Raw genomic sequence first — 13,076 nt, 5'->3', positions numbered from 1 at the left:
CCCCTATCCCCGCGTTTTTCTCACTCTTTCAGCATAGACCGTCAGCGTTTGCTTCAATACATCTAAGGTCACCGGCTTGGACAGACAGCTATCCATACCTGATTCCAGACAACGCTGCTTCTCTTCGGCCAGCGCGTTTGCCGTTACGCCCACAACAGGCAGCGTTAACCCTAACTGGCGGATACGCTGCGTCAGGCGATAACCATCCATGTTTGGCATGTTGACGTCACTCAGCACAATATCGATATGGTTTTTGCTGAGTACATTGAGCGCATCCACACCGTCATTCGCCGTTTTACACTGATATCCCAACGATCCCAGCTGATCGGCCAGTAAGCGTCGGTTGATAGGGTGATCGTCAACAACCAGGATCATCATGTCATCGTTCGTCGCACCGGCTTTATCCGGGACTGGCAGCGCTGTGGAGAGATCTTCACTCCCCAACTCTACACTGTAGATATGCGCCAACAGCGCAGGCAGTTCATGCGGTGACGCCACGCTGTGTACCCATTCTCCAGGCTCTCTTTCCAGCGGAATGCCAATATGGCGGCGGCAGAAAATCACCGCGGCTCGTCCCTGCCAGGCCTGTTCCAGCACATCGTCGACCACCAACAGGTCATCCGCATCGGGCTGTTGTCCCTCATATCGCAGCACCGTCATCCCGTTACGCGTCAGGCTGGATTCGAGAAATTGGTACAGTGACGCATTACGTACTGCCAGCCAGCAACGCGTGCCAGCCAATCCGTCAACACTCTTTTTCAGCGGATACTGTGCGCCATAAAGCGGAATACGCAGCGTAAACTGGCTACCCATTCCCGGCTCGGAATCGACGGAAATATCCCCATCCATCATGCTGATCAGTTTTTCACAGATCGCCAAACCGAGTCCCGTTCCCTGGAAATTACGCTGTACGCCAGTTCCCACCTGGAAGAAAGGATCGAACAACCGAACCACCTCTTTGGCAGGGATCCCTACACCGGTATCACGCACACGAATGCTCAGGTAGTCACCGTTGCACTGCACGTGCAGCACAATACAACCGGTATCGGTAAACTTGATTGCGTTACTCAGCAGATTAGAAATCACCTGTTGTAAACGCATCGGATCGCCATTCAACGCCACGGGCACATCCGGATCGATAAAGCAGTACAACCCCAACTGCTTACGGACCACCAGCGGCAAATAGTTGGCCGTAATATGGTTCATGACTTCACGTGGTGAAAACTCTCGCGGTTCAATCTTCAGCTGTTCAGATTCAATTTTTGAGAAGTCGAGAATATCGCTGATAATTTTCAGCAGCAGGCTGGATGAGTTATTCATCGCCGTTACCAGACGATCCACCCCACTCGGTAACTCTTTGGTTTGCAACAAATCAAGGTTACCGATAATGCCATACAACGGTGTACGTAGCTCATGGCTCACCGTCGCGAGGAACATCGATTTAGACTGGCTAGCCTGTTCCGCCGCCTGTGCCATCTCCTGCAACGACTCTTCCATTTTAACGCGCGCACTGACATCAACCAGGACACAAATTGCCACGTTTTCATTGCGATAGCGCGAGTGCACAAAGCTGATTTGCAGATTGGTATTGTTGCTGGTCAGTACATCAACAAAATTGACCTGTTGGCCGCAAATAATTTGCGTTAACCGCTGACGGTCTTCATGCGTCAGCATGTTCAGATAGGTGTGCGCCAGTTCGTTACTCAGGATGTTAATGCCATCCATCGTGCGCAGAATACAGATACCCACCGGCGCAGAAGCTACGATTTTACGGTTAAACTGCTCATGTTCTTCCAGCCGCTGAGCATCGCTTTCCGCTGGAATAAAAATGCGCCGTTCATACATGCGCGTGAGCATAAACAATGCCGCGCCGACCAGCACGTTCAACAAGATAGCGTTCAGGATCATCATGCGGATCCGCTCCAGCACCAGATCGACCGGAACGGAATACACGATGCTCAGGGAGGACGGAGGCAGATTCTTCTTCAATACCAGCTCGCGGAAACCCGGCGTGTAGCCAAACCAGGAGCGCTCCTGCATCCAGTGAGGCTCAGCCTTAATATTCCCTTCAGGGCCGGTGAGAGAAATTAGCGCATGCCCATTTTCGTCGAGGATGGTCACGCCCATCGGTAAACTGCCCGGGGTGAAGAAATTCTCCATGCGAATAGGCTGCTCTACGCCCAACAGCGCCTGGAGGCGATTGGCGAGGTAAACCGGCGTCAGCGCATAGAAATACCCTACTCCCGGACGAGGCCCCTGGCTGATCCAGAACAAGTTGTTGCCGTTTTCGTCTTGCGTAGCATTGCGATACTTAATAATGCGCTCATGCAGTGCCTTCAGGGCCTCGTCACGTTCGACGGGCATATCACGCAAGCCGAAATTGGCCATACAGAGGTTGTCGCTACCGATCAGGAACACACGATTTAAATCATAGGCGGCGGAAAAGTTGTCGCGCCAGTAGCGCATAAACCATGCCAGTGATTCCAGAGAACCTCGCCAGGCGTTACCCATTACTGAACAGTCGGAGTCGGCAAACAGCGGCTCAAAATTAGGCACGACGGTTTTATCATCCCGCGCCCGCAGAGACATCACGCCGTTTTCCGCCGTTAAGCGATTCTCGGCAATATATTTCAGCTCTTTAATGACATCTGATGTGCGCTGAATATAGCGCTGGGCCTGATCGGAGCTGAGATTAAGCTCCTGATGGATCTCAGACTCTCGCTGGTGCAGCGCATTCACAATGTAGAACACGGAGGCAAACGCAATCAGACACCAGACAACGAGCGCCAACGCTCTGAACAGGTAGCGTGAGACTTTTAGGGTTGAATGAACGGAAGCAAGGTATTTCAAAGGGGCGAAGCTCCGCCTCAGGGCATTAATAGAGTGTGGTTAAGGTAGCGGTAAATGTCCGGCGTCGCAATGCTCTCTCTTTACGGGAATATGATACACCGCTCTGAAACCATTGTCTTAACCCGTGATAATCGTCGTTTGCCTGAAAAATACTGCATGGATGTCAGAATGCGCGACCTGAGATGGCTGGCTCGTCGGTTATATCCACGACGATTACGCAACCAAATGATCATGATGGCCATTCTGATGGTTGTCATTCCGACGATATCTATAGGTTATATCGTAGAAACTGAAGGCCGTTCAGCAGTCTTATCTGAAAAAGAGAAAAAACTGTCATCGGTCCTCACCCTGCTAAACGATGCACTGGGAAACAGCTTTAACGACTACGAAAACCTGCCGCGCGAAGAGCGCATTCGGGCGCTTAATCATGAGTTGGGCCCCATTACCGAACGCATTACCCAAGCGTTTCCCGGCATTGGAGCCGGGTATTACCATAAAGCGTTGGATGCCATTATCACCTACGCGCCCTCTGCGCTGTATCAAAGCAACGTCGGAATCACCATCACGGAGGATCATCCGGGCCGCGAAGTGATGAGTAGCAACGCACCGGTGGTCTATTCCGGGCGACAGGTCCGCGGCGACATACTCAACTCCATGATCCCAATAGAGCGCCAGGGAGAGGTTATTGGCTATATCTGGGCCAATGAGCTGACGGAAGATATTCGTCAGCAGGCCTGGAGAATGGACGTCAGGATTATTGCCGTACTGGTTGCAGGGCTCATTTGTAGTCTGTTGCTCATCGTGCATTTCTCACGCCGACTCAGTGCGAATATCGACATAATCACCGATGGCCTTTCAACGTTGGCACAAAAAACGCCCGCCCGACTGCCTGAACTTCCCGGCGAGCTGGGACAAATCAGCCGTAGCGTCAATGCGCTGGCGCAAACTCTACGGGAAACCAAAACCCTTAACGATTTGATTATTGAAAATGCCGCAGATGGCGTGATCGCCATCGACAGACAAGGCGACGTTACCACCATGAACCCTGCGGCAGAGCAGATAACTGGCTACACGCTACATGAGCTGGTCGGACAGTCTTATGCAACGCTCTTTGCCAACACGCAGTTTTATAGCCCGGTACTGGACACCCTGGAGCACGGTACTGAACATGTGGCCCAGGAGATTAGCTTTCCGGGACGTGAACGCACCATTGAGATAAGTGTTACCACCAGTCGGATCCATAACGCACACGGCGAGCTGATTGGCGCGCTGGTTATTTTCTCCGATTTAACCGCCCGTAAAGAGACTCAGCGTCGGCTGGCCCAAACCGAAAGGCTCGCCACTTTGGGTGAACTGATGGCCGGCGTCGCGCATGAAGTGAGAAACCCGCTGACCGCAATCCGTGGCTACGTCCAGATCATCCGCCAGCAAACCTCTCTGCCAGAACATCAGGAGTATTTATCTGTTGTGCTTAACGAAATTGATTCCATCAATAAAGTTATTCAACAACTGTTAGATTTCTCGCGCCCGCGACAAAGCCAGTGGCAACAGATTCGACTCAATGCGCTAATTGAAGAGACACTAATCCTGGTGCAAACCGCTGGCCTTCAGGCACGGATCGCCTTTACAACAGAATTTGATCCCGACCTGCCACCCATCGTCGCCGATCGTGAACTCCTCAAGCAGGTTATCCTCAATATTTTAATCAATGCGGTACAGGCAATTACTGCGCGAGGCGAAATTCGCATCCGCACCTGGCAATACTCGGCCTCGCAGCAGGCCGTGATGATTGAAGATAATGGCAACGGTATCGATCTCGCTATACAGAAGAAAATATTCGATCCCTTTTTTACGACAAAAGCATCAGGCACTGGTCTTGGACTGGCGCTGAGCCAGCGCATCATCAATGCACATCAGGGGGACATCCACGTAACCAGCCAGCCTGGCTGCGGGGCGATATTCACCCTGATTTTACCTCTTAACCCGCAGGGAAATCCGTCAGAATGAAAACGACCTATCGTATTCTCATCGTTGATGATGAAGAAAATGTTCGCCGTATGCTTGCTACCGCATTTTCCCTACAAGGGCATGAAACGCATTGCGCCAGCGACGGGAAAGCCGCGCTGAGCCTGTTTAGTGAAACACAGCCGGACGTGGTGCTGATGGATATTCGCATGCCGGAGATGGATGGCATCGACGCGCTGAAAATTATGCGCACGCAGCAGCCACGGATCCCCGTCATTCTGATGACCGCTTACGCCGAAGTGGAAACCGCGGTAGAAGCTCTGCGCAGCGGCGCATTCGACTACGTGATTAAGCCCTTTGATCTCGACGAACTCAGCATGGTGATTCAACGCGCATTGCAACTGCAGGAGATGAAACAGGAGATCCGCAATCTGCATAAAGCGTTGAGCACCAGCTGGCAGTGGGGACATATTCTGACCAACAGCCCGCGTATGATGGATATCTGCAAAGACACGGCGAAAATCGCCCTCTCACAGGCAAACGTCCTGATAAGCGGTGAAAGCGGCACGGGAAAAGAACTGATCGCCCGCGCCATTCACTACAACAGCAAACGCGCCAACGGTCCATTTATCAAAATTAACTGTGCGGCCCTGCCGGAGTCGCTGCTGGAAAGCGAACTGTTTGGTCACGAAAAAGGTGCTTTTACCGGGGCGCAGGCGTTACGCCAGGGATTGTTCGAACGCGCTCATCAGGGAACGCTATTGCTTGATGAAATTGGTGAGATGCCACTGGGGCTACAGGCCAAACTGCTGCGTATTTTGCAGGAGAGAGAGTTTGAACGCATCGGCGGGCACCAGACCATTCGCGTTGATATTCGCATCGTCGCCGCCACCAACCGCTGCCTGCAAACGATGGTGAAAGAAGGTACGTTTCGCGAAGACCTGTTTTACCGGCTCAACGTTATACATCTGACGTTGCCTCCCTTACGCGAGCGTCGGGAAGACATTGCCTTATTAGCAAACCACTTTCTACAAAAATTCAGCTCTGAAAATCAGCGAGATATTATTGAAATCGACCCGACGGCGATGTCAATTCTCACCGCCTGGCCCTGGCCGGGTAATATTCGCGAACTGTCAAACGTCATCGAACGTGCGGTCGTGATGAATACCGGTGCGGTGATCTTTGCCGACGATCTCCCCAACTCATTTCGCAACCCGGTTAGCGCAACGACAGAGACAAAATCGACTTACTCCGGGGAACGCAATCTGAAAGAAGAGATTAAACGTGAGGAAAAACGAATTATCCTCGAAGTCCTCGACAATCAGGACGGCAATCGCACCCGCACCGCACTGATGCTAGGAATCAGCCGTCGCGCTCTGATGTATAAATTACAGGAGTACGGCATCGACCCATCGGGTTCCTGATACGCAAATTTGCTATGCAGAATTTTGCACACTGCGCAAAATTCTGCATAACTCCCCTCTATCATCGCCCACCAGCCTCGCAAAAATAAACCAATAAATTCAATAAACTAAACATTATCCCGTCTTTTAAATCATCCTGGCACCCTACTTGCAATTCCCTAAGCGTACCCAAAATGGAGTATGCAAAAAGGGAAACATAATGAAAACAAAACTGATTACCTTACAAGACGCTGCGGGCTTCTTTCGTGACGGCATGACCATCATGGTCGGTGGTTTTATGGGGGTTGGCACACCGCCTCGTCTGGTTGAAGCCTTGCTGGAATCCGGTGTCAGAGATCTGACGCTAATTGCTAACGATACTGCATTTGTCGATACCGGTATCGGACCCCTGATCGTCAATGGGCGAGTAAGCAAAGTAATTGCCTCGCACATTGGTACCAATCCAGAAACCGGTCGTCGCATGATTGCCGGCGAGATGGACGTGCAACTGGTGCCGCAAGGAACCCTGATTGAGCAAATTCGCTGCGGCGGCGCAGGTCTTGGCGGCTTTCTGACGCCAACAGGCGTTGGCACCATCGTGGAAGATGGTAAGCAGACCATGACGCTAGAGGGTAAAACCTGGTTGCTTGAGCGCCCATTACGCGCCGATCTAGCGCTTATTCGCGCCCACCGTTCTGACATGCTTGGCAACCTCACCTATCAGCTTAGCGCCCGTAACTTTAACCCTCTTATCGCCCTCGCCGCTGACATCACGCTGGTTGAACCGGATGAAATGGTTGAAACAGGTGAGCTACAGCCAGACCAGATTGTTACCCCCGGCGCCGTTATCGACCATATCGTCATTCCTCAGGAGAGCTAATCATGGATGCTAAACAACGTATTGCACGCCGGGTGGCGCAAGAGCTTCGCGATGGCGATATTGTCAACTTAGGTATCGGCCTGCCAACCATGGTAGCCAACTATTTGCCTGCAGATATTCACATTACACTGCAATCTGAGAACGGTTTTCTGGGACTGGGCCCTGTCACCACCGCGCATCCAGATCTGGTAAACGCGGGCGGACAACCATGCGGTATTTTACCGGGCGCGGCAATGTTTGATAGCGCCATGTCGTTTGCGTTGATTCGCGGCGGCCACGTTGATGCCTGCGTACTGGGTGGGTTGCAGGTCGATGAGCAGGCAAACCTCGCCAACTGGGTGGTTCCCGGCAAGATGGTGCCCGGCATGGGTGGCGCAATGGATCTGGTCACCGGTGCGCGTAAAGTCATTATCGCCATGGAGCATTGCGCGAAAGATGGTTCAGCGAAAATCCTGCGTCAATGCACCATGCCGCTTACCGCACAGCATGCGGTGCACATGCTGGTCACTGAACTTGCCGTATTCCGCTTTATTGACGGCAAGATGTGGCTGACTGAAATCGTCGAAGGATGCGACATCGCCACGCTGCGTGAAAAAACCGAGGCAAAGTTTGATATTGCCGACGATCTGCTCATCCTGCGAGGTGACGCATGATTGGTCGCATCGCGCGCTTTATGACACGGGTAGTCAGCCGCTGGCTGCCCGACCCGCTGATTTTCGCCATGTTGTTAACGTTGCTGACCTTTGGCATCGCGCTGTGGCTAACGCCACAAACACCCATCAGCATGGTGAAATTCTGGGGTGACGGTTTCTGGAACCTGCTGGCATTTGGTATGCAGATGGCGCTGATCATCGTGACCGGCCATGCGTTAGCCAGTTCCGGGCCGGTAAAAAGCCTACTTCGTACGGCGGCATCCGCTGCCAAAACCCCCGCTCAGGGCGTAATGCTGGTTACTTTTTTTGGTTCGGTTGCCTGCGTAATTAACTGGGGATTTGGTCTGGTGGTCGGGGCAATGTTCGCCCGCGAAGTCGCTCGTCGGGTACCCGGTTCCGATTATCCGTTACTGATTGCCTGCGCCTACATCGGTTTTTTGACCTGGGGCGGCGGTTTCTCTGGCTCAATGCCTTTACTGGCAGCAACGCCTGGCAACCCGGTCGAGCACGTAGCAGGATTAATCCCTGTCGCGGATACCCTCTTCACCGGTTTCAATATCTTCATTACCGTGGCGTTGATTGTGGTGATGCCGTTCATCACGCGCATGATGACGCCAAAACCTTCAGATGTGGTGAGTATCGATCCGAAGCTGTTACTGGAAGAAGTCGATTTTCAGAAGACGCTGCCGGCAGACGCACCGCCATCTGAAAAGCTGGAAGAAAGCCGCATTCTGGCGCTGATCATCGGTGCATTAGGCATTGCCTATCTGGGCATCTACTTTGCAGAGAAAGGTTTCAACATCACCATCAATACCGTCAACCTGATGTTTATGATCGCCGGTCTGCTGCTGCACAAAACACCAATGGCCTATATGCGCGCCGTCAGCGCTGCCGCACGGAGTACCGCCGGGATTCTGGTGCAATTCCCCTTCTACGCCGGTATCCAGTTGATGATGGAACACTCCGGTCTCGGTGGACTCATTACCGAATTTTTCATCAACGTTGCCAACAAAGATACCTTCCCGCTGATGACCTTCTTCAGTTCAGCATTGATTAACTTTGCCGTGCCATCCGGTGGCGGTCATTGGGTTATTCAGGGACCGTTCGTTATGCCTGCGGCTCAGGCGCTGGGTGCCGACCTTGGCAAATCAGTCATGGCCATCGCCTACGGTGAGCAATGGATGAACATGGCTCAACCGTTCTGGGCGCTACCTGCGCTGGCTATCGCCGGGTTGGGGGTACGCGACATTATGGGGTACTGCATCACCGCCCTGCTCTTCTCCGGCGTCATTTTTGTTATTGGATTGACCCTGTTCTGACGGCAATAACTTATTTAAAGGATCTGAAAAATGAAAAACTGTGTCATCGTCAGCGCGGCACGTACCGCAATCGGCAGTTTTAACGGCGCACTGGCAACAACGGGAGCCGTCGAGCTTGGAGCAACCGTCATTAAAGCCGCCCTTGAGCGTGCGCGCCTTGACCCACAGCGCGTGGACGAAGTGATTATGGGCAACGTGTTGCAGTCTGGACTCGGGCAAAACCCGGCGCGTCAGGCATTGTTAAAAAGCGGCTTGTCCGACACCGTTTGCGGCTTTACCGTCAACAAAGTGTGCGGCTCGGGCCTGAAAAGCGTGGCGCTTGCAGCCCTCGCGATCAAAGCCGGGCAAGCTCAGGCAATCGTCGCGGGAGGGATGGAGAACATGAGCCTGGCTCCCTACTTGTTAGACGCAAAAGCCCGCTGGGGATATCGCCTCGGCGATGGGCAATTGTCGGACGTTATTTTGCGCGATGGCCTGATCTGCGCCGAGCATGGTTACCATATGGGGATCACCGCAGAAAATGTCGCCAAAGAGTATGGCATCAGCCGCGAAATGCAGGATGAGCTGGCTCTGCAGTCACAGCATAAAGCCGTTGCTGCAATTGAATCTGGCGCATTTCAGGCTGAAATCGTGCCCGTCAGCGTGTCTTCACGTAAAAAAACCGTCATCTTTGAGCGCGACGAATTTCCCAAAGCTGACTCGACGGCAGAAGGTCTCGCCGCATTACGTCCGGCTTTTGATAAAGCAGGAACAGTCACCGCGGGTAACGCTTCGGGGATTAACGACGGTGCTGCTGCATTAGTGATAATGGAAGAGTCTGCGGCACTGGCTGCAGGGCTAAAACCATTGGCGCGAATCAAAGCCTGGGCCAGCGGCGGCGTAGCACCAGCAATGATGGGGATGGGGCCGGTTCCTGCCACCCAAAAAGCGCTACAACTGAGCGGGCTGCAGTTATCCGACATTGATCTTATCGAAGCCAACGAGGCATTTGCCGCACAGTTTCTTGCCGTCGGCAAAACGCTGGGGTTTGATCCGCAAAAAGTTAACGTCAACGGCGGGGCAATTGCGCTGGGACATCCTATTGGTGCCAGCGGCGCGCGAATCCTGGTTACACTGCTGCATGCGCTACAGGCGCGGGATAAAACGTTAGGACTGGCTACGCTGTGTATCGGCGGGGGTCAGGGAATCGCGATGATCGTGGAACGAATGAACTAAAAAAAAGGGCCGGATTTCTCCGGCCCTTTTTATAGCGTCTTTATTACTCGTCAGCGTCGTCCGCTGCTGCATCATCATCGCTTTCCGCTTCAGGGGCGATATCCTCGTCACCTTCAGCTGCGCTTCCGTCGATGGAGTCGAGCTCTTCATCATCAACCGGTTCAGCAACGCGTTGCAGACCCACGACGTTTTCGTCTTCCGCAGTACGGATGAGGATAACGCCCTGGGTATTACGCCCTACCACGCTGATTTCCGACACGCGTGTACGTACCAGCGTACCTGCGTCGGTGATCATCATGATCTGGTCGGTATCTTCAACCTGCACAGCGCCAACAACGGAACCGTTGCGCTCGGTAACCTTGATGGAGATAACGCCCTGGGTCGCACGAGACTTGGTCGGATACTCTTCCGCCGCCGTACGTTTACCGTAACCGTTCTGAGTAACGGTCAGGATAGCGCCTTCACCGCGCGGAACGATCAGCGATACCACGCTATCTTTTTCCGCCAGCTTGATACCGCGTACACCGGTCGCGGTACGACCCATTGCACGGACAGCATCTTCTTTAAAGCGCACCACTTTACCTGCCGCAGAGAACAACATGACTTCGTCACTGCCGGACGTCAGATCTACACCAATCAGTTCGTCGCCTTCGTTCAGGTTAACCGCAATAATACCGGCAGAACGCGGACGGCTGAACTCGGTCAGCGCCGTTTTCTTCACGGTACCGCTGGCGGTTGCCATGAAGACGTTCACACCCTCTTCGTACTCACGTACTGGCAGAATCGCGGTGATACGTTCGTTAGCTTCCAGCGGCAGCAGATTGACGATTGGACGTCCACGCGCGCCACGGCTTGCTTCCGGCAACTGGTAGACCTTCATCCAGTACAAACGACCACGGCTGGAGAAGCAGAGGATCGTGTCATGGGTGTTGGCCACCAGCAGGCGATCAATAAAGTCTTCTTCTTTAATGCGTGCTGCTGATTTACCTTTACCGCCACGACGCTGCGCTTCGTAATCGGTTAACGGCTGATATTTCACGTAGCCCTGATGAGACAAGGTTACGACAACATCTTCCTGGCTAATCAGATCTTCGATGTTGATGTCAGCGCTGTTCGCGGTGATTTCGGTACGACGAGCGTCACCGAATTGTTCACGAATCAGCTCCATCTCTTCACGGATAACTTCCATCAGACGATCGGCGCTGCCCAGAATGTGCAGCAGTTCAGCAATCTGCTCCAGCAGCTCTTTGTATTCGTCGAGCAGTTTTTCGTGCTCAAGGCCGGTCAGTTTCTGCAAACGCAGATCCAGAATAGCCTGAGCTTGCTGTTCAGTCAGGTAGTACTGACCGTCACGCACGCCAAATTCCGGCTCCAGCCATTCAGGGCGCGCGGCGTCATCACCGGCACGTTCCAGCATGGCGGAAACGTTGCCCAGTTCCCACGAACGCGCAACCAGCGCGGCTTTCGCTTCTGCCGGGGTCGGCGCACGGCGGATCAGTTCGATGATCGGATCGATGTTCGCCAGCGCAATCGCCAGCGCTTCAAGGATGTGCGCACGGTCGCGGGCTTTACGCAGTTCAAAGATAGTACGACGGGTTACGACTTCACGGCGGTGACGTACGAACGCGGCAATAATATCTTTCAGGTTCATGATCTTCGGCTGACCATGGTGCAATGCAACCATGTTAATACCGAAGGAAACCTGCAGTTGAGTCTGGGAATAGAGGTTGTTCAGAACCACTTCCCCGACCGCATCGCGTTTCACTTCAATCACGATGCGCATACCGTCTTTATCAGACTCGTCACGCAGCGCGCTGATGCCTTCAACGCGTTTGTCTTTTACCAGCTCGGCGATTTTCTCAATCAGGCGCGCTTTGTTTACTTGATACGGAATTTCGTGAACGATGATGGTTTCACGACCCGTTTTGGCATCCGCTTCGACTTCCGCGCGTGCGCGAATGTACACCTTGCCACGACCGGTACGGTAGGCTTCTTCGATACCACGACGACCGTTGATGATCGCGGCGGTCGGGAAGTCCGGACCCGGAATATGTTCCATCAGCCCTTCAATGCTGATGTCTTCATCGTCAATATATGCCAGACAGCCGTTGATCACTTCGGTCAGGTTGTGCGGCGGAATGTTGGTCGCCATACCTACCGCGATACCGGAAGAACCGTTCACCAGCAGGTTAGGAATTTTGGTCGGCATGACGTCAGGAATTTGTTCGGTGCCGTCATAGTTATCGACGAAATCAACCGTTTCTTTTTCCAGGTCAGCCATCAGCTCATGGGCGATTTTCGACATACGGATTTCCGTATAACGCATCGCCGCTGCGGAGTCGCCATCGACAGAACCAAAGTTACCCTGACCATCTACCAGCATGTAACGCAAGGAGAATGGCTGCGCCATACGAACAATGGTGTCGTAAACGGCGGTATCACCATGAGGGTGGTATTTACCGATTACGTCACCAACGACACGGGCAGATTTTTTATAGGCTTTATTCCAGTCGTTGCCCAATACGTTCATGGCGTAAAGTACGCGACGGTGAACCGGTTTCAGGCCATCTCGGACGTCCGGAAGCGCACGGCCAACAATGACCGACATCGCATAATCCAGATAGGAGCTCTTCAGCTCTTCCTCAATGTTGACCGGTGTAATTTCTCTCGCAAGGTCGCTCATCTAACCGCTATCCCTCTACTGTATCCCGGATTCAAAGGTCGCAAATTATAACACATTCGTGCAGATTCAGGTAAATGGATTCCCCCTGACAGAGGCTTTATTCATCCC

8 protein-coding genes are annotated in these 13,076 nt (G+C 53.1%); 6 read left to right on the top strand and 2 right to left on the bottom strand.

What is annotated here, in order from left to right:
• Positions 1 to 3: 3 nt before the first annotated feature.
• Complete coding sequence (gene rcsC / locus OGY83_RS23270) at positions 4 to 2,850, bottom strand: two-component system sensor histidine kinase RcsC (protein WP_286637002.1); 2,847 nt, start codon at positions 2,848 to 2,850, stop codon at positions 4 to 6.
• 168 nt (positions 2,851 to 3,018) lie between these two features.
• Between rcsC and atoS the strand changes: the two genes are divergently transcribed.
• The 6 genes from atoS (at position 3,019) to OGY83_RS23240 (ending at position 10,285) form a co-directional block, all read left to right on the top strand.
• Positions 3,019 to 4,857, top strand: a complete 1,839-nt coding sequence (gene atoS / locus OGY83_RS23265; protein WP_194210571.1) for a two-component system sensor histidine kinase AtoS — start codon at positions 3,019 to 3,021, stop codon at positions 4,855 to 4,857.
• Entirely contained in the window at positions 4,854 to 6,239 is a 1,386-nt protein-coding gene (gene atoC / locus OGY83_RS23260; protein ID WP_286637001.1) for an acetoacetate metabolism transcriptional regulator AtoC, read from the top strand. Before atoS ends, atoC begins: the two co-directional genes overlap by 4 nt.
• 199 nt (positions 6,240 to 6,438) lie before the next feature.
• Positions 6,439 to 7,098, top strand: a complete 660-nt coding sequence (gene atoD / locus OGY83_RS23255) for an acetate CoA-transferase subunit alpha (protein ID WP_123267594.1) — start codon at positions 6,439 to 6,441, stop codon at positions 7,096 to 7,098.
• A 2-nt stretch (positions 7,099 to 7,100) separates the two neighbouring features.
• Positions 7,101 to 7,751: a 3-oxoacid CoA-transferase subunit B gene (locus tag OGY83_RS23250; RefSeq protein WP_286637000.1), complete on the top strand. Its 651-nt coding sequence runs from the start codon at positions 7,101 to 7,103 to the stop codon at positions 7,749 to 7,751.
• The gene (locus OGY83_RS23245) at positions 7,748 to 9,070 is read left to right on the top strand and encodes a TIGR00366 family protein (RefSeq protein WP_191235037.1); all 1,323 of its coding nucleotides are present in this window, start codon (positions 7,748 to 7,750) and stop codon (positions 9,068 to 9,070) included. Before OGY83_RS23250 ends, OGY83_RS23245 begins: the two co-directional genes overlap by 4 nt.
• Before the next feature lie 30 nt (positions 9,071 to 9,100).
• A complete protein-coding gene (locus tag OGY83_RS23240; RefSeq protein WP_286636999.1) occupies positions 9,101 to 10,285 on the top strand; it encodes an acetyl-CoA C-acetyltransferase in 1,185 nt (394 codons plus the stop codon).
• Between the two features lie 43 nt (positions 10,286 to 10,328).
• Here the strand turns inward: OGY83_RS23240 and gyrA are convergent, their stop codons facing one another.
• Positions 10,329 to 12,968 carry a DNA topoisomerase (ATP-hydrolyzing) subunit A gene (gyrA, locus tag OGY83_RS23235; RefSeq protein WP_003834662.1) on the bottom strand — a complete coding sequence of 880 codons (2,640 nt, stop codon included), beginning with the start codon at positions 12,966 to 12,968 and terminating at the stop codon, positions 10,329 to 10,331.
• Between the last annotated feature and the right edge of the window lie 108 nt (positions 12,969 to 13,076).

The organism is Citrobacter sp. Cpo090 (genome assembly GCF_030332665.1).
Classification (GTDB): Bacteria; Pseudomonadota; Gammaproteobacteria; order Enterobacterales; family Enterobacteriaceae; genus Citrobacter; species Citrobacter portucalensis.
The sequence above is the reverse complement of the archived record's forward strand: the minus strand, read 5'-3'. Positions and strand labels throughout refer to the sequence as shown.

Bases quoted from the DNA above. Each gene is read 5' to 3' on its own strand.
- atoS (WP_194210571.1), top strand. From the start codon at position 3,019: ATGCGCGACCTGAGATGGCTGGCTCGTCGGTTATATCCACGACGATTA.
- atoC (WP_286637001.1), top strand. From the start codon at position 4,854: ATGAAAACGACCTATCGTATTCTCATCGTTGATGATGAAGAAAATGTT.
- atoD (WP_123267594.1), top strand. From the start codon at position 6,439: ATGAAAACAAAACTGATTACCTTACAAGACGCTGCGGGCTTCTTTCGT.
- OGY83_RS23250 (WP_286637000.1), top strand. From the start codon at position 7,101: ATGGATGCTAAACAACGTATTGCACGCCGGGTGGCGCAAGAGCTTCGC.
- OGY83_RS23245 (WP_191235037.1), top strand. From the start codon at position 7,748: ATGATTGGTCGCATCGCGCGCTTTATGACACGGGTAGTCAGCCGCTGG.
- OGY83_RS23240 (WP_286636999.1), top strand. From the start codon at position 9,101: ATGAAAAACTGTGTCATCGTCAGCGCGGCACGTACCGCAATCGGCAGT.
- gyrA (WP_003834662.1), bottom strand. From the start codon at position 12,968: ATGAGCGACCTTGCGAGAGAAATTACACCGGTCAACATTGAGGAAGAG.